Origin of the sequence: Nitrosomonas nitrosa (genome assembly GCF_003051105.1) — a bacterium.
GTDB lineage: Bacteria > Pseudomonadota > Gammaproteobacteria > Burkholderiales > Nitrosomonadaceae > Nitrosomonas > Nitrosomonas nitrosa.
This window is the reverse complement of the sequence record NZ_QAOO01000023.1, coordinates 26,640-45,328: the sequence shown is the minus strand read 5'-3', so window position 1 is coordinate 45,328 and position 18,689 is coordinate 26,640. Positions and strand designations below refer to the sequence as shown.

Annotated in this window: 20 protein-coding genes; 9 read left to right on the top strand and 11 right to left on the bottom strand. The window is 45.4% G+C overall.

Annotation, left to right across the window (positions count from 1 at the left end; all coding sequences use genetic code 11):
• A partial coding sequence (locus tag C8R30_RS12160; protein ID WP_143068222.1) for a transposase occupies positions 1 to 156 on the top strand: 156 nt, incomplete at its 5' end.
• A gap of 211 nt (positions 157 to 367) precedes the next feature.
• Here the strand turns inward: C8R30_RS12160 and C8R30_RS12155 are convergent.
• Together C8R30_RS12155 and C8R30_RS12150 are read right to left on the bottom strand one after the other, a co-directional pair.
• On the bottom strand, positions 368 to 1,225 hold the full coding sequence (locus C8R30_RS12155) for a PEP-CTERM sorting domain-containing protein (protein ID WP_181258743.1): 858 nt from the start codon (positions 1,223 to 1,225) through the stop codon (positions 368 to 370).
• Positions 1,226 to 1,481: 256 nt separating this feature from the next.
• Positions 1,482 to 2,261, bottom strand: a complete 780-nt coding sequence (locus C8R30_RS12150) for a hypothetical protein (RefSeq protein ID WP_107790221.1) — start codon at positions 2,259 to 2,261, stop codon at positions 1,482 to 1,484.
• A 338-nt stretch (positions 2,262 to 2,599) separates the two neighbouring features.
• Between C8R30_RS12150 and C8R30_RS12145 the strand changes: the two genes are divergently transcribed.
• A complete protein-coding gene (locus C8R30_RS12145) occupies positions 2,600 to 3,448 on the top strand; it encodes a transposase (RefSeq protein WP_107790220.1) in 849 nt (282 codons plus the stop codon).
• A 398-nt stretch (positions 3,449 to 3,846) separates the two neighbouring features.
• A complete protein-coding gene (locus C8R30_RS12140) occupies positions 3,847 to 5,118 on the top strand; it encodes a pectin acetylesterase-family hydrolase (protein ID WP_107790219.1) in 1,272 nt (423 codons plus the stop codon).
• Between the two features lies 1 nt (position 5,119).
• Here C8R30_RS12140 and C8R30_RS12135 read toward each other — a convergent pair whose 3' ends face one another.
• On the bottom strand, positions 5,120 to 6,061 hold the full coding sequence (locus C8R30_RS12135) for an N-acyl amino acid synthase FeeM domain-containing protein (protein WP_107790218.1): 942 nt from the start codon (positions 6,059 to 6,061) through the stop codon (positions 5,120 to 5,122).
• A gap of 558 nt (positions 6,062 to 6,619) precedes the next feature.
• Here C8R30_RS12135 and C8R30_RS12130 point away from each other — a divergent pair.
• Positions 6,620 to 8,098: a Ni/Fe hydrogenase subunit alpha gene (locus C8R30_RS12130; RefSeq protein WP_107783512.1), complete on the top strand. Its 1,479-nt coding sequence runs from the start codon at positions 6,620 to 6,622 to the stop codon at positions 8,096 to 8,098.
• 17 nt (positions 8,099 to 8,115) lie between these two features.
• Here the strand turns inward: C8R30_RS12130 and C8R30_RS12125 are convergent, their stop codons facing one another.
• Complete coding sequence (locus C8R30_RS12125; RefSeq protein ID WP_181258742.1) at positions 8,116 to 8,907, bottom strand: SH3 domain-containing protein; 792 nt, start codon at positions 8,905 to 8,907, stop codon at positions 8,116 to 8,118.
• Positions 8,908 to 9,160: 253 nt separating this feature from the next.
• Entirely contained in the window at positions 9,161 to 9,898 is a 738-nt protein-coding gene (locus C8R30_RS12120) for a cytochrome C assembly family protein (RefSeq protein ID WP_338065857.1), read from the bottom strand.
• 246 nt (positions 9,899 to 10,144) lie between these two features.
• On the opposite strand from C8R30_RS12120, the gene ffh reads away from it, so the two are divergent.
• Entirely contained in the window at positions 10,145 to 11,497 is a 1,353-nt protein-coding gene (gene ffh, locus C8R30_RS12115) for a signal recognition particle protein (RefSeq protein WP_107790216.1), read from the top strand.
• A 135-nt stretch (positions 11,498 to 11,632) separates the two neighbouring features.
• Here ffh and C8R30_RS12110 read toward each other — a convergent pair whose 3' ends face one another.
• From C8R30_RS12110 to coaBC, 3 genes are read right to left on the bottom strand one after another with little or no spacing between them, the layout of a single operon-like run.
• On the bottom strand, positions 11,633 to 12,082 hold the full coding sequence (locus tag C8R30_RS12110; protein ID WP_107790215.1) for a DUF192 domain-containing protein: 450 nt from the start codon (positions 12,080 to 12,082) through the stop codon (positions 11,633 to 11,635).
• A complete protein-coding gene (gene dut / locus C8R30_RS12105) occupies positions 12,076 to 12,525 on the bottom strand; it encodes a dUTP diphosphatase (RefSeq protein WP_090671252.1) in 450 nt (149 codons plus the stop codon). The genes C8R30_RS12110 and dut overlap by 7 nt, the downstream gene beginning before the upstream one ends.
• Before the next feature lie 13 nt (positions 12,526 to 12,538).
• The gene (gene coaBC, locus C8R30_RS12100; RefSeq protein WP_107790214.1) at positions 12,539 to 13,744 is read right to left on the bottom strand and encodes a bifunctional phosphopantothenoylcysteine decarboxylase/phosphopantothenate--cysteine ligase CoaBC; all 1,206 of its coding nucleotides are present in this window, start codon (positions 13,742 to 13,744) and stop codon (positions 12,539 to 12,541) included.
• Positions 13,745 to 13,880: 136 nt separating this feature from the next.
• On the opposite strand from coaBC, the gene radC reads away from it, so the two are divergent.
• From radC to rpmG, 3 genes are all read left to right on the top strand, one after another.
• Positions 13,881 to 14,555: a RadC family protein gene (radC, locus tag C8R30_RS12095; RefSeq protein WP_090671256.1), complete on the top strand. Its 675-nt coding sequence runs from the start codon at positions 13,881 to 13,883 to the stop codon at positions 14,553 to 14,555.
• Positions 14,556 to 14,618: 63 nt separating this feature from the next.
• Positions 14,619 to 14,855, top strand: coding sequence for a 50S ribosomal protein L28 (gene rpmB, locus C8R30_RS12090; protein WP_090671258.1), 237 nt, complete (start codon positions 14,619 to 14,621; stop codon positions 14,853 to 14,855).
• 48 nt (positions 14,856 to 14,903) lie between these two features.
• Positions 14,904 to 15,059 carry a 50S ribosomal protein L33 gene (rpmG, locus tag C8R30_RS12085; RefSeq protein ID WP_090671260.1) on the top strand — a complete coding sequence of 52 codons (156 nt, stop codon included), beginning with the start codon at positions 14,904 to 14,906 and terminating at the stop codon, positions 15,057 to 15,059.
• Positions 15,060 to 15,237: 178 nt separating this feature from the next.
• On the opposite strand, the gene C8R30_RS12080 is transcribed toward rpmG, so the two are convergent.
• Both C8R30_RS12080 and tsaE read right to left on the bottom strand, forming a co-directional pair.
• Positions 15,238 to 16,572, bottom strand: a complete 1,335-nt coding sequence (locus tag C8R30_RS12080; protein ID WP_090671262.1) for an N-acetylmuramoyl-L-alanine amidase — start codon at positions 16,570 to 16,572, stop codon at positions 15,238 to 15,240.
• Positions 16,554 to 17,042, bottom strand: a complete 489-nt coding sequence (tsaE, locus tag C8R30_RS12075; RefSeq protein WP_258192032.1) for a tRNA (adenosine(37)-N6)-threonylcarbamoyltransferase complex ATPase subunit type 1 TsaE — start codon at positions 17,040 to 17,042, stop codon at positions 16,554 to 16,556. The genes C8R30_RS12080 and tsaE overlap by 19 nt, the downstream gene beginning before the upstream one ends.
• A gap of 12 nt (positions 17,043 to 17,054) precedes the next feature.
• Between tsaE and queG the strand changes: the two genes are divergently transcribed.
• Positions 17,055 to 18,119: a tRNA epoxyqueuosine(34) reductase QueG gene (gene queG / locus C8R30_RS12070; protein ID WP_239654270.1), complete on the top strand. Its 1,065-nt coding sequence runs from the start codon at positions 17,055 to 17,057 to the stop codon at positions 18,117 to 18,119.
• Between the two features lie 102 nt (positions 18,120 to 18,221).
• On the opposite strand, the gene C8R30_RS12065 is transcribed toward queG, so the two are convergent.
• A complete protein-coding gene (locus tag C8R30_RS12065; RefSeq protein WP_090671269.1) occupies positions 18,222 to 18,584 on the bottom strand; it encodes an exosortase system-associated protein, TIGR04073 family in 363 nt (120 codons plus the stop codon).
• Between the last annotated feature and the right edge of the window lie 105 nt (positions 18,585 to 18,689).

Below are 18,689 nucleotides of genomic sequence, written 5' to 3'. Positions count from 1 at the left end.
CAGTTTTCCAGCGGAATTGTCGAGGGTTTCAATACCAAAGCAAAACTGATTACGAGAAAAGCCTATGGCTTTCGAACCTTTCATGCTACTGAAATTGCTCTGTATCATACCCTTGGCGAACTACCTGTGCCTAAAACTACCCACGAATTTTTCTGACGAGGCAAAAATTTTTGAGATTGCTCAAATCAGGAATTTTTGATCTTATAGCAAATTGCTCTCTTGTGTAGGCTAAAATTGAATCTTTGCGCTGTTTTTTATCACCGACTACGGGGCTGTGTGAATGTAATCATTGAAACAGGTACAACTTAAACACTTTATACGAAACGCTCATATTGAAGCTGTGAGCGTTTCGTTTCTCATTACTTGATTATTGATAAAATCTTTGTCTGCGGCTTGCAAAAGTCAAGCCAATTAGACCAATACCGAGCAGGGCGATTATGGATGGCTCTGGAATTTCTGTGTTGCCCCGTATGTTAGCGGTTCCTTGGAAGCACCAATCGCCACTTTGTGGTGTGGCGCTTCCGCAGCTACCGGTAAGTCCGGCTGAAATGTCATTCGGATTTAATATTAAGTTGTTAGCTGATGAGGTGATCGCAACATCGGCAAAGCCACCGAGTGAATCTGCAATGGTATTAGCATTTAAAAAGTCAGCAACACCTGGCAATCCTGATCCTCCAACTACATCTAGCAAGCCGCTACCAAGAAAAGAAAGGCTTGCTCCAGCGAATGTACCAAAAGCATTCAACACTGCATTGGCACTTGCAGGGTCTCCAAGGCCGGCATGTCCTGTGAAGCTTACCCATGGAGTTAAGTCATCTATAAAATCGATATTATTGGGGGAGTTATCAAACGTCAATAAATTTACTTGAGGTTGGTTACTGTAATAAAGATCTACCGTGGCCCCCGTAAACTCCACATAGCCACTAGAAAAATTCTGGGAGCCAGTAAAATTTGCAACATAGTAAAGGGAGCAAGAGCTATCGCCTGCAGCACCGCAATAATTAGAAGATCCGTTTACAGTACTAATGACGCCATAGGCAAGTGAACTTTGACCATCTCCAGTAACAATTTGCTGTGCAAGCGTTGCTGTTTCCAGGTGGATTCTGGATGGATCGCCGCCTAATGCACCAAAATTAATGCCACCTATAACTACAGCTGATGCGGGCGTAACTATAGCTATACCCATAGCTGCAAGCAGTGATGCAAGCATGTTAGATTTTTTCATGATTCTCTCCATAAAAGATGTTTTTTTACAACATAAAAGGCAATATTTTTACCCCATTAATAAATAAGCAAGATACGTGCCGAAATGTGTATTAGGTATTTGTTAAGTTATAATATATTGATTATTAATGATAATACCGTAAATATTGTGAGCTTCTAGTTTTTGGCTATTCATTATATTTTTGTGAATGTAAAATTTTTCGACAATTCCTTTTGTTGAAATTTGTGTGCATTAAGCTTGATAGCCTTGAGCCTATCTATTTTTCTTTGGCTGGATATCCTACTAAAAAAGTTACAGGCAACCCTTTATGGCGGTATTTTCCTGTTTTCCAGATATAGTGTTTAGCATTTGTTTGGTGGGCCATATTCATGAGCTCCTCTGGGGTATAACAGCGTAATATCGAAACTAAGCTGTCCCATGATACTACTATTGGGGCGATAGGAATCAAGTAAGTCAATATTAGTCTTGTGATCGATCTGGGCTGAACCCATGGGGTTAGTAGTAATAAATTTATGGGTGTTAGCATAAAATAAAAAAAATCAAACCATGTCCGCTGAAGAATTTCAAAAACTACGATTGGCTGATCATTTTTTACCGCATCATTAATTATGTCAAATGCATAATCTGGCGGAAAATGATGAAACCCGTTAAATAAAGTTCGAATACCTTTTAGATCACTCGGTACAGCAAGAGCATCAACAGAGTAAGGGAAGTAATTTAAGCCAGAAATAGGATTTAATTTTTTTGCTCTTTCACTATTGGGGTATTTGTCGGTAAGCAGAATTGAAATATTCTCTCCAGAAATCTTTTGGAGATCTTTTATTAAGCTTAACCATGGGCCGCCACTACCAGAGCATAAATCAACAAATCGAGTTTGTTTGGTTTCCTTCATTACTTCCGTCAATAATGATATCTTTGGCGAAAAAGGCTGCGTTACTTTCATCAATAGTTCTAAAAAATCAGTAAGCAAACTTCTTAAAACTTCTGGCCACCATGGCAAGTCTGTAAACTCAAATATTTGCATTCTTTTCATCATTTTGATCTCTATAAATAAACGAGGTAATCCCAGGCTTTGTCAGGGACTATTAAAGGTTTAACCATGTGAGGGACTTGCAAAATTCAAGAATTAAGCTGAATTAATAGTCCGGATGGCCAAAAAAAGAGGGAGTAGCCTATCCATAAGTGATAAAGTTGAATTGTCAAAGACTCGAAAATCGTCAACAAATGAAAAGGCTACGAGAAACTTTATCATAAACTTGGTTGAGTATACAAAGTTCGTTATTTCCCTGGTTATCTGAAGAATTAGGTCCACTAACGGCGAAGCAACAGGAACTGGTGACTGCGTTGGAATGAGTTCGTATAGAAGAATTCATCATGACGTATCGCGGTTATCCAGGACATCCGGCACAGGATCGCGCAGCGATTGCAAGAGCATTTGTGGCGAAGATGATTTATAACCTGCCCACGACGCGGGCATTACTGGAGCGGTTGGCAACAGACAAATCATTACGTCGTCTTTGCGGTTGGGAGAATAAGCATGAAGTTCCAGATGAATGGACGTTTTCACGTGCATTTTCAGAGTTTGCCAAATCACGTTTACCGGAACGCGTGCATGAAGCATTGATCCGGAAGAATTATGCCGAAGTATTAGTGGGACACCTTTCTCGTGATTCCACGGCGATAGAAGCGAGAGAGAAACCTGTCAAAAAACCTGTGACTGAGTCAGCACCTACCAGGCGGGGGCGCCCCAAACAAGGTGAAGATCGGGTTAAGCAACAAACTCGTATTGAAAGGCAGGTGAGCGGCATGACACTGTCCGATATGATTGCGGATCTACCAACGGCTTGTGATGTCGGTACTAAACAGAATAGTAAAGGCTATAAAGAGAGTTGGATAGGTTACAAGCGACATCTTGATGTAGCAGACGGCGGCATACCCATGAGTGGAGTATTAACATCGGCGTCGACTCATGATAGCCAGGTAGCGATCCCTTTGGCGTACATGACGCATGAGCGGGCTGTTAATCTGTATGACCTGATGGACTCGGCCTATGATGTACCGCAGATTCGTGAGATAGGCCCGCAACTGGGCCACGTACCGCTGATTGATGTGAATCCGCGCCGGAATCAGGCGTTGAAAGAAGAAATTATGGCTGAGAACAAACGTAGCCGTTTAGTTGACCACAAACCAGCTGATGACTTTAGTCACGTAAAAGTGCTTTGACTAATTTTTTGCCATCAATCTTAACGGTTGATGGGATAAGTATGCCCAAATTTTGAAAGAAACGATGACATAGCCTCGTAACAACACAAAAAGCAAAACGATCACTCAAAAAATTTTGCTTTAATTAGCAGATACTGAACTTTTTTCGGCTAGCTCGTGATAATTTTGCAAGAGGTTCATAAGTTAATGTTTTCTACAATCCATGGCTAATAAAGAGCGCAGCCTGCTTATGCTGTTCAAATAGTGTTGGATGGTGCAGCTCATGCTGGGTGGAGAGTAAGGCTATGTTATCGATTATATAGGTAGGCACAATATGTTTACGCTGCGCATTTAGTACCCCGATCTTTTTGGGTGAATCGTTACATATTTACTTTTTACGTTAAATCTAGGAGGAAAATATGGAAATCAACCAACTACTGAGATTAGTCATTGTTGTCCTGTGTTTACTGGTTTCTAGTGTTTTCGCGGATGGATGGCAGAGAATAGAAGTGCCAAATGCTCTGTCAACAGTGGTCGATGATGATGGTCTGCATAGAGAAATCAAGCCGGGTTGCGCTTTTAGTTATTTGCCGGATGATGCAGGAGTGTCCAATCAGGCCTTTCATTTCTATTACAGAAAAGGTAAGAAAAAAGATAAAACCCTTATTTATTTTAATGGGGGGGGTGCTTGTTGGAATGGTTCAACCTGCCTGACTTCGTTGATGGTAGGTGATCGCCCTGCTTATAATCCAGCTATTGAAGTAGAGAATAACCCGAGCCAGGTTGGCGGCATTCTAGACTTGTCACATAGTGATAACCCTTTTAGGGAATGGAGTATTATATTTATACCTTATTGCACCGGTGACGTGCATATTGGCTCGAAGGATACGTTGTACAGTGATCCACTGGGACTCGTTAATGAAGGTAATCCTGTGATAGTGCAGCATCGTGGATTTGATAATTTCATGGCTGTTCGGGAATGGATAAAAATCAACATTGACAGGAAAGATGCGGAGAAGGTTCTGGTGGCTGGGTCTAGTGCGGGGTCTTATGGTGCTATTCTCAATTTTTCGAGATTACATAGTTTGTATCCAAATAAAACAGTTATTGCTTTATTAACAGATGCGGGTGTGGGAGTGTTTACGCAGCCATTTATCGAGCTGTTTTTTAAATCCGACGACGGTGGGCCGTGGGGGGTAGAAAGCACGCTGGCAACCTGGATTCCAGGTATCGATCATTTAGGAGCATATGGTGCTGAGACGTTTTACCAAGATCTGGTAACGAATATGGCTGGTTATTTTAAAAAAAATCGATTCGCTCAATATACTACCGCATGGGATAGTGTCCAGGTGTACTTTTTAAACGTTATGCAACAAACTGATGGTGGATCTGTCGATCCACGTGAATGGAGTATTACAGAAACGTGGCCGTGGTTGGAATGGCATGCCAGAATGCTAGCTACGCTAGATATGGTTTCTTTGAATAAGAATGCCTATTTTTATATAGGCTCGGGGATATATCATACTGGTTTGACAGATTTGTTCAAACCTATTCCACCAATCGGCTATTTTTACCTGGAACATAGTGCAGAAAATACTTTTTTGGTAGATTGGGTGCGCCAACTTGTCACGGATGATAAGGAAACTGAACTACGTAACCTAAGCTGTGACAGCGATTGCGGTGCTCCATAAGTTAAGCTGGCGCGAGCGATAAATATGGTTCGATTCTTTTGGGGAGACTATGTGAGTTCATGTTTGTTTGCCTAGGCTGAATGCGTTGAATAACTCGTTGTTCCTCATGAAAAGGGAGAAATAGGGGGTATATACTTCTTTCTTTCTGCCTGGGGAGTTGCCCTGCCATGGTAGTGATTTGAGCTCCCATGAATGCTAAACCTAAATGGAGTAATACAGCCGGAGCGTTTACGCGAGGGCAGATTTGTTGCTGACCTATCTGGCGAAAACCGAGCATGCGTTGATAGAAGAGTGCATGACGGGGGTTGACCTCGATGAATGCATCTTGGGTACTATGCAAATCGTTTGCGTACAGATAGGCTAAATGAAATAGTGCTGCTAGAATTTCCTTGGAGCTGCTCTTGGGAATAAAGGCAAGTTTTGATACTTCGCAAAGTCTGTGGCCCTGTTGTCGAAAATGATCTAGTTCTTTTTTGTAAAGGGTATCGGCAAGTAATCCTTTGTTTGTGTCAATGGTTAATGTCAGTGTGCCGATCGGTCGTTGTGCTTGACGTGCTTCAAAGGTATATTGATGCAAATTTGTTGAGAAAGCGTCAGTGCTTTCGGTCAGATAGCCACGGGAAGCATACATGCGCTTGATAAGTTCGCTTACTTTAACTCGTTGTGTAAATGAGTTAATCAGATAAATGCTATAGCCATTTCGTTCTAAAAGCATGCTGTCTGTTTTTTTATTCCCATTTTGCTTTTTCTCTGAGGGAATTATTTTGTTATTTTCATTTTTTTCTGGAGTAGCTGCATAAAATTGATCTCTTTTTAGCAAAAACCTCTCAGAGTTAATTGGGGACGGGCTAGGATGATGTTTGTTAGCGTGGTGAGTTGTGGAAAGTGGCGTGTTGATTATTGATTCTGCGTTTGAAATAGCTGTTTGATCCACATTTTGCATTGATTTGCCTCAAATAAAAGTAAGTCTACGATTTTGCCGTAATTACGAAATTGTCTTGTGTCCTTGCTGGTTGTTTTAAGAAAGAAACAGAGATATTCCTGTCAGGATCATTTGTCTTAAATAAAGCAATATTTGTGCCAATATATAGTCTATTCATATAATCAACAGGTTGTGATGATGTGTGACTAGAGAGTTGAGTGGTTTTTGTCGCTGATATTCAGCTGTATTTTTTTGTTTATTTGTAATTTATTGATTCTAAAGTTATTTGTTTGTCTCAATTTAAAGACAATTTATAATGAAAGATAGGGATCTTGCTTAGGGTGCGGAGGGGCAATCTTAATTTCTTGGAAATCCAATCGCGGAATAAGGGAAATGAAATCTTTCAAGAAACAAATATAAGTAATTGATTATATAAAACATAAAAATATAATATTCCGATTGCATTAGTATATTTCTTCCAAACGCCTTGTAGTCAAAAACCGATTATTACGCTAAAAATAGAGATATTCTTCCAAATCTGTGGAATACTGAGCGTTCAACACTTTCCGAAGTATTGCAATGTCAACAGCGGAGCATAATAAACAGTTTTCTGGGAAGAGTAGGCGGATTGCTATCGATCCTGTGACGCGTGTGGAAGGGCATGGCAAGATCACTTTGTTGCTCGATCAGGATAATCATATCCAGGAGGCGCGTTTTCATATCGTTGAATTCCGTGGCTTCGAGAAATTTATCCAAGGTCGGCCCTATTGGGAAGTTCCTTTTATCGTTCAGCGTTTATGTGGCATTTGCCCAATCAGTCATCAATTGGCGGCAGCCAAAGCGGTCGATCAATTGGTGGGGGTCGATCAGCTTACGCCGGCTGCCACCAAGTTGCGCCGCCTGCTGCATTTTGGTCAAATTCTTCAGTCACACGCACTGCATTTTTTTCATCTGTCATCCCCTGATCTGCTGTTTGGTTTTGGTGGCGACCCCTCGCAACGGAATATCGTTGGTATACTGGAAAAGTATCCTGAAATCGGATTGAAGGGCGTCAAACTACGTAAATTTGGTCAGCAAATTATTCAGGCTATTACAGGCAAACGTGTTCATGGTGCGGCAACGGTGCCGGGTGGAATGAATAAACCGCTCACCCTCAATGAACGCGATAGCTTGCTTGCCGATATCGACGCAATCCTGGCTTGGAGTCAGGACGCGGTCGCGCTCAATGAAGAGATCCATGTCGCTAATCCAACACATCGCGATTTTGCTACGCTTTATACCCCTTTCCTGAGCATGGTTGGCTCAAGGGGTGAGCTCGAATTCTATCATGGGGGGCTACGGGCGAGCTTAGCGGCAGGCAGTAAGATTTTTGATCAGTTCGACTATCGACACTACCATCAAATCATTCATGAAGAAGTGCGTTCCTGGAGTTATCTGAAATTTCCGTTTCTGACTGAGCTTGGCTCAGTCGAGGGTTGGTACCGTGTGGGGCCATTGGCGAGAATCAATAGCTGTGACGCGATTGCTACACCGCTTGCTGAAGCGGCACGCAAACGCTTCAGGGATTACGCCCAAGGGGATTTTGTGCACGACACACTTGCGTATCATTGGGCTCGGATGATCGAGTTGCTGCATTGCGCTGAATCGATACATGCATTACTGCTGGACGCGGACGTCATTGGGACTGATTTGATCGTTTCCAAGGGGCAGAAAAAAGAAGAGGGAATCGGCGTGATTGAAGCGCCACGCGGCACGCTTTTTCATCACTATCGGGTGAATGAGGAAGGGTTGGTTACCCAGGCAAACCTTATTGTTTCGACGACAAGCAATAATCAGGCAATGAACGAATCTGTTCGGACCGTTGCAAATGACTACCTTGAAGGACAGGAAATTACCGAGGCGCTGCTTAACCATCTCGAAGTAGCCATACGTGCCTATGATCCTTGTCTTTCTTGTGCAACCCATGCGCTGGGTAAAATGCCGTTACAAATCGAATTGATCGATAGTAAGGGCGTGCAGATCGACCGCTTTCGTTCTGGTCAAAGCCGGTTTCGGTAAACAAGCTTGAAGCCTGTTCAATGACGTAAGTTTTGAGGTTCGGTGCGTACTTCTATCTGCTTGTTCGGAATCCAGCCCAATTGCCCATCGTTTGTTTGTACGCGTAGCCAGTTACCTTGATAAGCGTTGGCCGATAATGCTGTATGCTTATTGAGCATACTAAGCACGGCAGCTTTATCGCTAGGCTCCCTATACAGTTGGCTATCATCTGTGGTGCGGAGCAGCACCAGGCTGCGCAGACTGACTACCGCTTGCTGCGAATCGGGTAACTTACGGTTGGGGTTTGCAATCATCTCGATGAGTGCTTGTGATTGCGCGGCATGATTCATTGCGTTGGCGTAATTATTGCGCTCAAAAGCGGCTGTTGCCATACTCAATAAGCGTTGCGCTTCCTTGATTAATTGCCGATCCGATTCAGCAGATTCGCCTTGTTTTAAACTTGCAAGCGCGACTTCTACCTCGGCTATTTTCGATGCGGCGCCCGGTTGCGTCGCCAGTCGATGAAGTTTTGTTTGGGTTCGACTCACTTCGGTGGCAGTTTCACTTAAAACTTGCGTCAAATCTTGTTGGCGCGTCTCATACATCTGGATCAGCTTATCTTTTTCAGCTAACAGTTTTCTTAGATGTGAAATTTCTGCTTGATGCTGCTTAACACACGGCAATTTTTCAGGGATGGGTATGTTGGTTGTCGGTTCATCGGGGATTAAAGCTATTGTCTCAGGTTGTTCTTGTGATTCTGATTGCTGTTTCAGATGTGCGCATCCAGCCATACTGAGGCCAACTGCCAGTATGGCCAGCCAGCGGAGCATAGTGTTTTTTTTACTCTGAAATGGGTGGAAACTACACATCTTATCTAAGTTCTGATTTAAGTTTGTTTTACTAGATATGATGATCGATTGCGCGTGGTTTAGTTCCTAAAATAACCGACCCCGGGAGAGGGGGCATAGCGCATCATCTTTCATTGCTAAAAGTACCGAGTATGTTACGAAGGTTTGAAAAGATCCAAACTTAGAATTAAGGGGTTTTTATCGGCTAATTTAGCATGATCGAATCGAATTTATATTAACGATCCAATATTATTTCAAGTACAAATTTACTTCCGATGTAGGCAAGTAATAAAATGGTGAAACCGGTTAATGTCCATCGAATCGCAGTGCGTCCTCTCCAGCCGTAAAACTGTCTGCCAATGAGCAATGCCGCGAATACGCCCCAGGATATAAAACCAAACAGTGTCTTATGTGAGAAGGTGACTGACTGCCCAAAAAGCTCTTGTGAGAAAATGATGCCGCTCAGGAGCGTCAAGGTCAGCAACATAAAGCCTGACCAAATAATGCGAAACAGGATTTTCTCCATGACAAGAAGCGGGGGCAGATTCATGAGCACGGGTGACAGAGTGGGATGATGCAGCCGATATTCTACAATCGTCATCAAAATTGCATGTAACGCGGCGATTGTCAATAAGCTATAGGCAAGCAAGGCAACGAGTAAGTGTGCCTTGAATGCGGGTAATTCGGTATTTTCGAGAGGGCGCAGCGAGGGCAGCATTAAAGGCAGTAACACGGCAATGGCTGCTACAATAGCAATGGGTGCAATTAAATTCTGTAACTCTTTCAATTGTGAGAAAAAGCCAGAGAACCAGTAAATCAGTGCGGTAAGCCATACGATGGACGAAATGGCGTTGCCTACACCAAAACTGAGTCCCGCATCGATGAATATCGATTGGTAAAGTATGTAGCTATGGAGGATAAGGGGCGCAAGCATGGCAAGATGTTCCCATTTGGCAATCATCGTTGCGTTCATGCCACTCATGTGAGAGATGGGCTGGTTTTTCCAGCGTGTGCGCCAAAAATGCCATCCAACTAATACATAAAGTAAAAAAGCGAGAATATAAACTAGAATGCTGAGCATTAATGTAACAGGTCCAATAAGCTGATTTGTTCAGTCTACATTGCGCTTGTGTAAATTCAAAGTGCTATTAATAGAATTCAGGAAATTATAATTTAAAGCTGCTAAACGAGATTGGTCTTAAATTTTTGAGGAATAAGAATGTTTGATAATCTGACTCAACGACTTTCAGGTGTCATTAAAACCCTCCGTGGGGAAGCAAGATTGACTGAAAGCAACATGCAAGAGGCATTGCGTGAGGTACGCATGGCGCTGCTCGAAGCGGATGTTGCCTTGCCTGTCATCAAGGAATTTATCGAGCGCGTCAAACAAAAGGCAATTGGTCGGGAGGTGATGAATAGCCTTTCTCCTGGCCAAGCGTTGGTTGGCGTTGTGCATGAAGAACTCATTGCCATTATGGGTGGCGAGAGAGCGGAGATCAACCTCAGCACAGCGCCTCCCGCCATTATTCTTATGGCCGGCTTGCAAGGTGCAGGAAAGACGACAAGCAGCGGAAAGTTGGCGAAATGGCTTATAGACAACAAGAAAAAAAAGGTGCTGCTGGTTTCTTGTGATATTTACCGTCCTGCCGCTATCGAACAATTAAAACTACTGGCGGGTCAAGTAGGCGCTGATTTTTTCCCAGTACAAGCCGGCCAGCGGCCAGCGGAAATCAGTGCTGCCGCATTAGATTATTCCCGCAAGCATCATCATGACGTCATGATTGTCGATACTGCTGGCCGTTTGGGTATTGATGAAGTCATGATGAAAGAAATCAGCGAACTCGAATCCTTGCTTAAACCGATCGAAACACTTTTCGTGGTCGATGCGATGCAGGGACAAGACGCTGTAAATACTGCGAAAGCCTTTGCCGATGCCCTGCCCCTGACAGGCGTCATTCTGACCAAACTCGATGGCGATGCACGCGGCGGGGCCGCTTTATCAGTCAGGCATGTGACAGGCAAGCCGATCAAGTTTGCGGGGGTTGCTGAGAAATTGACAGGTCTTGAGCCCTTTTATCCCGATCGTATGGCTTCTCGAATCTTGGGCATGGGGGATGTGCTGGGACTGATCGAAGAAGCACAGCGCAGCGCTGATCAAAAAGAAGCCGAGCAACTCATGAAAAAAATGAAATCAGGCAAGGGTTTTGACCTTGATGATTTCAAAATGCAATTTCAGCAAATGAAAAAAATGGGTGGGATGAGCGCGATGCTGGAAAAGCTTCCCCACCAGTTGACGCAAGCTGCCCAGAATATGAAGGTGGACGACAAAGTCATCAGCCGTACCGAGGGCATAATCAACGCAATGACGCAACAGGAGCGTACCAAACCGGAAATTATCAAAGCGTCACGTAAGCGCCGGATTGCTGCAGGTTCAGGTGTTTCTGTCCAGGAAGTGAATCGTCTGCTCGCGCAATTCGAGCAAGCGCGTAAGATGATGAAGATGGTGAATAAAGGAGGCGGATTGGCCAAGATGATGCGCGCTGTAAAAGGGATGCTGCCACAAATGCGTTAGAGCGGGTTTTATCAGCGTGAGACTGCCGTGGATGCCCATCAGCCTGATGGCTGTCAATAGGCATGGGCATCTGTCTTTTTTGGCGCTTCAGTACAGCCAAGTGGAGGGCGCATGCGGCAGCCGCCAGGCGCAATCTTATTCAGCTACCGGGGCCTGATCCAGTCCATGTGCCTGGTGACCCACTGTGATTCCTTTCTCTGCAAACCAGCCAAGATTCATTTCAAGCGCATATTTTGCTGGTTTGGCTGAATAGTGGGGAAGAGTCGAAAAGGGTGCCATATTGGCGATATTGAGAATGATGCCTTGTTCATCCAGAAAAGCCACACTGAGCGGGATCCCTGTATTGAGCATCCACATGCCGTAAATATCCACTGTGGGGAATATGAACAGCATGCCCCTGTTCTGCTCGAGTGCTGAGCGATGCATTAAACCTTTTTCACGAGCAGCTGGGGTATGGGCGATTTCTGCGGTAAGCGTATGATCGAGAATTCTTAGCGTTATGACGGGGGGGGGTGCTGGGGTATCCGCGCATGCCTGGGCTGGCAGTAGCAAGACGAAGATCACGATCGATAGCGACCTCAGCATTGGCCTGTACTTCCGAAACCACCTTCCCCGCGATCGCTTGGAGCGAAATCTTCCACGATATTGAATTGGGCTTGTACGACTGGAACAATCACCAATTGCGCAATCCGTTCTAGCGGATTGAGTAGGAAGTTCGCTTGTCCACGATTCCAGCAGGAAACCAGTATTTGCCCTTGATAATCCGAGTCGATCAGCCCTACCAGATTGCCTAAGACAATGCCATGTTTGTGTCCCAAGCCAGAACGGGGCAATACCATGGCAGCTAATCCGGGGTCGTTCAAGTGAATCGCGATCCCCGTTGGAATTAATTGGGTTTCGCCGGGCTGGACTTGTATAGGGTGTTCCGTGCAGGCACGCAGATCGAGGCCTGCTGATCCGGGGGTGGCATAGGCGGGTAATTGATTTTTTAAACGCGAGTCGAGTATTTTGATATCGATTTTGATCATGGACTTTATCAATTTATGTTCTATAGGCTTGATACAGTGAAGCAATGTGCTCGATTAAACGGCGCGCTTGCGTAATTTTCGGTGCTCTGGGGAGCGTATGTTTACCATGATCATCGAACAGTATCAACGTATTCTCATCTGCACCAATCGCTTCTTGAGCGAGATTGGCAACGAGTAAAGGAAGATTCTTCTTGCGGCGTTTGGCCGTTGCGTGCTTATCGATATCGTTCGTTTCGGCAGCAAAACCCACGCAAAAAGGGGGATTAGGCAAATTGGCCACGTATTGCAGGATATCCGGATTAGGAACGAGTGCCAGCGTCCAATGATCATCGGACTTTTTGAGCTTTTGAGTGTGGCTGATGGCAGGGCGATAATCTGCTACGGCGGCTACACTGATAAAAATATCGCAATGTTTGCTTTCATTTTCTACTGCGGCCAGCATTTCAGTTGCGCTTGTGATCCTGATTAGCTTTTTAACCGGGGGAGGCGCTAAGCAAACCGGCCCCGAGATCAATGTTACTTCAGCGCCTGCCTCACTTGCTGCTTTAGCGATGGCGAATCCCATTTTTCCGGAACTTAAATTGGTGATGCCGCGTACCGCATCGATTGCCTCAAAAGTGGGGCCCGCCGTGATCAGAACGCGCTGATCCTGTAACCGTCCAGGCTGGAAGAAATGCTGTATGGCTTTAAACAATTCATCCGCTTCCAGCATACGTCCAGGCCCAGTTTCGCCGCAAGCTTGCGTGCCATGAGCCGGGCCAAGAATCGTCACGTCATCTTGCTGCAGGGTGGCTAGATTGCGTTGTGTGGCAGGGTTTTCCAGCATTTGCCTATTCATGGCGGGGGCGACTATCAAAGGACAATTACGAGCAAGGCATAAGGTTGAGAGCAGATCGTCGGCCAACCCATGTGCAATTTTGGCTATAAAATCTGCGCTTGCGGGCGCCACCAGGATCACATCAGTTGCCCGTGATAAATCGATATGCGCCATGCTGTTGCTGACGCTTTCATCCCACAGTTGCGTATACACAGGCTTGCCAGTCAATGCTTGTAATGTGGTCGGCCCAATGAAATGGCAAGCAGATTCAGTCATTACCGCTTGAACTTCAATATTGTCCTGTATCAGCAAGCGAGCAAGCTCTGCCGCTTTATATGCTGCAATGCCGCCTGTAATGCCCAGTAACAAACGTTTCTTATTCAGGGGATGATTACTTGTCATGTCGCAGTTTCAGCTGTCGAGAAGAAGATAGCATGCGCAAAAAATGAAGATACTAATGAACATAAACGAATTACTGAATTGTTGCAAAAATTAGCCGTTTAATCTGCTTATTATTTTTTTCATGATTGATTAAACGATGGCTATACCCGATTGGCCTGAATTGGAACGTCCGCGCGAGAAGCTCCTAAAACAAGGCGCTAAAAGTCTTTCAGATGCTGAATTATTGGCAATATTTTTGCGTACAGGCATTGCCGGCAAAAGTGCGGTTGATCTTGCGCGAGAATCGTTGAAGCATTTTGGCAGTTTAACGGCATTATTTCTTGCTGATCAGCACGCTTTTTGTCAATTACCCGGTATGGGCTTGGCTAAGTATACACAGCTGCAGGCCGTCCTGGAAATGGCTCAGCGGGCACTCAAAGAGGAGATGAAAAGCAGGGATGTCATGGATTCGCCTCAATCGGTTCGCAACTATTTATACTTGAACCTCGTGGGAAAAGAGCGCGAAGTCTTTGTTGGGATTTTTCTGGATGCGAGAAACCGGATTATTGCCGCCGAGGAGCTGTTTGTCGGCACGTTGACACAAGCAAGCGTTTATCCGCGCGAGGTGGTCAAGCGCGCGCTGCATCACAATGCTGCGGCAATGATTTTTGCCCATAACCATCCGTCGGGTATCGCTGAGCCTAGCAAGGCCGACGAAATCCTGACTCAATCTTTAAAACAAGCACTTGCACTGGTCGATATCAAAGTACTTGATCATTTCATCATCGGCGAGGGGGATACGCTTTCATTTGCAGAACGCGGTCTGATTTGAATTGAAGGAATAGCCCGAGTCAGGATATAATGCAACGTTTTGAACATTTAGGAGTATGCTAACATGGCGCGAGTATGTGAAGTTACTGGTAAAAGGCCGATGACGGGCCACCATGTTTCCCACGCAAACAATAAAACGAAGCGGCGCTTTCTTCCCAATTTACAACACCGCCGATTCTGGGTTGAAAGCGAGCAACGCTGGATAAGATTGCGTTTGACCAATGCGGCATTGCGCACGATCGATAAAAATGGAATCGATGCAGTGCTTGCCAAGATGCGTGCACGTGGCGTGGCTGTCTAGCTTAGGAAAACATCAAGGCTTAATAAATTAGAATGAGGAGATATCTCGATGCGTGAAAAAATTAAACTCGAATCTTCAGCAGGAACGGGTCACTTTTATACGACGACAAAAAATAAACGCGCTAACCCTGAAAAGCTTGAGATCATGAAATTTGACCCAGTCGTACGAAAGCATGTCAAATACAAGGAAACAAAACTGAAATAGCAGGGGAGATGGCTTGCACGCACTTTAATTGGTATCTAACTTTTCTCTTCAGTGATGCAGAAGCATATAAACGGCTCTGCCTAATTCCGCATAGTAATATTTCTCTACTATACCGATCGGTAAAGTAAGCGCAGTTTCCTTGTCCAAACAGTCGACGCTAAGCGCTGTCTCGCGCACCTTATTCTACTTGAGCGAGTTCAGTACGGGTGGGAACGGTGTTGTTAGCAAAATAGCGCTTGATGCCGACAGTAATGGCATCGGCCATTTTGTCTTGATAAGACTGGCTTCTGAGTTTTTCTTCTTCGTTTGGATTGCTAATGAAGGCGGTTTCCACCAGAATGGAAGGGATGTCGGGTGACTTGAGAACGGCGAATCCCGCCTGTTCTACATTCCTTTTGTGTAAGTGATTGATATTGCCAATAGATGAGAGCACGTTGCTCGCGAGCTTGATGCTATCGTTAATCGTGGCGTTTAACGATAAATCGATCAACGTTTTCCGAAGGTAATGATCTTTATCGTCAAGTTTGACGCCGCCAATCAGATCAGATTCATTTTCTTTTTTAGCCAGCCAGCTCGCAGTCGTGGAAGTGGCGCCATTTTCAGATAAGGCATAGACAGAAGAGCCATGTGCTTGGAGTCTAGGCACGGCGTCGGCATGGACCGAAATAAACAGATCGGCGTTGGCTTGGCGGGCTTTGGTACGCCGGTTTGTCAGGGGTATGAAGTAATCGCCATCGCGAATCAAAACAGCTCTCATGTTGGGTTCTTTATCGATTCTCGCTTTTAGTTTTCTGGCAATGGCAAGGGTGACATCCTTTTCACGCGTTCCTTTGGGACCAATGGCGCCCGGATCTTTTCCACCGTGCCCCGCATCGATCGCAATAATGTAGTTTCTTGAGGAACTGGGTTTACGGTCAAAGTTGGTCAGGATCGTGCCAGACGGCGTGGGCTTTCGTTGATGCTGCATTGCTCGCCTGCTTTCGAATTCTGAAACCAGTGCCATGAGCGGGTCATCTTTTTTGGGCGTGCTTCCAGACTGAGTGGAAGGATAGATGTCCAGCACGAGGCGATGACCGAACCCCTCCATGGGTTCTAGCGTAAATAGCTTGGGGGTGACATTGACTTTTAGACCGAGTACCAGTTGCAGCTTATGTGACTGGGACCGCTCGATGCGTGCTGAACGAATAAAGGGATCTTTCGCGTCGACCTTGTTCTTCAAGCTTTCCAGCGCAGGCGTCAGGGATACGCCCTCAAGTGCCATGACGATTTTCTTCGCGCTGCCATTCTCACTAAGGCTATATTTGATGGGCGAATTGGATTCGATGGTCAGCCGCGTGTATTCCGGTCCTGCCCAGAGGCGGGTAGAGGTGACCTGTGGACTGGCAAATGCCTGATCGCTGATCAATACAATCAAGACAGAAAGATATGAAAAAATTGCCAGCAAGAGAACCCGATAGCGTTTCCACTTAGAGATGTCTAGGGAGGTTCCAGAATTTACCAGTGTTGTAAGCATTGTTTTCCTGTCTCCGTTCCAGCTTGAATACAAATTTCCCGACCAAGTTGAGTAAATTGAAAAGAAATCGTGATATCCGCCTCTGGTATTAGTTTGCCGGCTTTTTCTGGCCATTCGATGATGCAAATCGTGTCCGCGTTAAAATAATCGCGGAAACCCGCTTCTTCCCACTCTAAAGGGTCATCGAAACGATAAAAATCAAAGTGATACAAGTATAACCTAGAAAATTTATAGATTTCAACCAAATTATAGGTTGGACTCTTCACTTTTCCTGGGTGCCCCATGGCTCGCAAAATACCGCGCGTTAATGTGGTTTTCCCGGCTCCCAGGTCGCCTCGCAAGAAAATGACGAGGCCCGGGCGTAGAATTTTTGCAATTTTTTCACCGAGCGCAAGCGTTGCTGTTTCATCGGCAAGCGGTAGAATGAGCGGTTGTGATTTGTTGGAATGAGAATGAAAGGAACTATGCACGAGAAAACCTCCATGAATTCATCGCGAGATATGGTCTCGTTAAAACAATCGATTAAAAGCTGGGGAATGCAGCTTGGCTTTCAAGATATCCGAATCGCGGATGCGCATGCCGATATGACATCGGCGGAAGAGGGTATGTTTGCATGGCTGGAGCAGGGTTTTCATGGGGGTATGGATTATATGGCAAAACACGGCACAAAGCGTAGCCGCCCGTCCGAGCTTGTTCCAGGCGTGCTGCGCGTGATCTCGGTCCGCATGAATTATAAGCCACCTGCGGCCAAAGAGAGCTGGGAAGTTATCCATGATGGCGATAAAGCATTTATTTCACGCTATGCGGTGGGGCGAGACTATCATAAAGTAATGCGCGCGCGGCTACAAAAGCTGGCAGATCATATCACCAACGAAATCGGTCATTTCAATTATCGCGTATTTTCCGATAGCGCACCGGTGATGGAGGTGGAGTGGGCAAAAAAGGCCGGCTTGGGCTGGCGGGGAAAGCATACTTTATTGCTGTCAAGAGAAGGGGGCTCCTACTTTTTTCTGGGCGAAATGTATACCGATCTGCCATTGCCTGTAGATGAGCCGATTGGCGATTATTGCGGGAGCTGTACGCGCTGCATCGATATCTGTCCTACTCAAGCTATCATAGGTCCTTACCGCCTTGACGCCAGGCGTTGTATTTCCTATCTGACAATTGAGCTGAAAGGCAGCATCCCGGAAGACTTGCGCCCCTTGATCGGCAATCGAGTTTATGGATGCGACGATTGCCAATTGGTCTGCCCTTGGAATAAGTTCGCTAAAGTGACGCAAGAAGCAGATTTTGCCGTGCGCCATGGGCTAGACGATGTGTCATTGATCGAGCTTTTTAACTGGAGTGAGCAAGAATTCGAATCGAAGCTTGCAGGTAGCCCCATTCGGAGAATTGGTTATGAACAATGGCTGCGCAACCTCGCCGTTGGGTTAGGTAACGCGCCGACATCGCCTGCCGTTATTGAAGCACTGCAGGCACGCAGCCTTGATCCTTCCCCCTTGGTGCGAGAGCACGTGCAGTGGGCATTACGGCAACATGGTGAATAGCCGCTCGGGCAGGATTGCGGCTATTCATTATGAGAGTAAAGATTAGCGAATTTTTTCCAGAATCTTCCTGGAAGGGCGATTCTGGAAAAATTATGATGACGACTAACGCATTTGCCAAGTCTGGTATGTCGTTTCTCTATCGAAATCATCCCAGACATACGCTGGATTTATGATCGGTGTGGTCGGGACGAGAAAAGTGGCGATATCCAGTGCTCCGGTCAGGGATCTTCCTATCGTGTGGACAATTCCAATAAAAAATCCAGCAGTCATACCATAGGTGGCGCCTTTCTTTCTGCCGGTGATCATCATGGTTTTAGGTATTTCAACTACGCCCGTCACTGCATTGGCCACACCATTAGCCAGTTTCTCACCAACTTTTATAGGGTAATTATTGGCCATCGCCATGTTCGGTAACAAGAAAAAGAATGCGAAAACCATAAACAACGAAGCAACTGCTTTTTTCATTGAGCTCTCCTAGTTATCAATATTGTTAATTGCACCCGTTTGCCGCTGGGTGCGCCTTGAAGTAACACTCGCGAATACGACGATATCACAATTTGCTGTATTGGC

Bases quoted from the DNA above. Each gene is read 5' to 3' on its own strand.
- C8R30_RS12155 (WP_181258743.1), bottom strand. From the start codon at position 1,225: ATGAAAAAATCTAACATGCTTGCATCACTGCTTGCAGCTATGGGTATA.
- C8R30_RS12150 (WP_107790221.1), bottom strand. From the start codon at position 2,261: ATGATGAAAAGAATGCAAATATTTGAGTTTACAGACTTGCCATGGTGG.
- C8R30_RS12145 (WP_107790220.1), top strand. From the start codon at position 2,600: ATGACGTATCGCGGTTATCCAGGACATCCGGCACAGGATCGCGCAGCG.
- C8R30_RS12140 (WP_107790219.1), top strand. From the start codon at position 3,847: ATGGAAATCAACCAACTACTGAGATTAGTCATTGTTGTCCTGTGTTTA.
- C8R30_RS12135 (WP_107790218.1), bottom strand. From the start codon at position 6,061: ATGCAAAATGTGGATCAAACAGCTATTTCAAACGCAGAATCAATAATC.
- C8R30_RS12130 (WP_107783512.1), top strand. From the start codon at position 6,620: ATGTCAACAGCGGAGCATAATAAACAGTTTTCTGGGAAGAGTAGGCGG.
- C8R30_RS12125 (WP_181258742.1), bottom strand. From the start codon at position 8,907: ATGCTCCGCTGGCTGGCCATACTGGCAGTTGGCCTCAGTATGGCTGGA.
- C8R30_RS12120 (WP_338065857.1), bottom strand. From the start codon at position 9,898: ATGAACGCAACGATGATTGCCAAATGGGAACATCTTGCCATGCTTGCG.
- ffh (WP_107790216.1), top strand. From the start codon at position 10,145: ATGTTTGATAATCTGACTCAACGACTTTCAGGTGTCATTAAAACCCTC.
- C8R30_RS12110 (WP_107790215.1), bottom strand. From the start codon at position 12,082: ATGCTGAGGTCGCTATCGATCGTGATCTTCGTCTTGCTACTGCCAGCC.
- dut (WP_090671252.1), bottom strand. From the start codon at position 12,525: ATGATCAAAATCGATATCAAAATACTCGACTCGCGTTTAAAAAATCAA.
- coaBC (WP_107790214.1), bottom strand. From the start codon at position 13,744: ATGACAAGTAATCATCCCCTGAATAAGAAACGTTTGTTACTGGGCATT.
- radC (WP_090671256.1), top strand. From the start codon at position 13,881: ATGGCTATACCCGATTGGCCTGAATTGGAACGTCCGCGCGAGAAGCTC.
- rpmB (WP_090671258.1), top strand. From the start codon at position 14,619: ATGGCGCGAGTATGTGAAGTTACTGGTAAAAGGCCGATGACGGGCCAC.
- rpmG (WP_090671260.1), top strand. From the start codon at position 14,904: ATGCGTGAAAAAATTAAACTCGAATCTTCAGCAGGAACGGGTCACTTT.
- C8R30_RS12080 (WP_090671262.1), bottom strand. From the start codon at position 16,572: ATGCTTACAACACTGGTAAATTCTGGAACCTCCCTAGACATCTCTAAG.
- queG (WP_239654270.1), top strand. From the start codon at position 17,055: ATGAATTCATCGCGAGATATGGTCTCGTTAAAACAATCGATTAAAAGC.
- C8R30_RS12065 (WP_090671269.1), bottom strand. From the start codon at position 18,584: ATGAAAAAAGCAGTTGCTTCGTTGTTTATGGTTTTCGCATTCTTTTTC.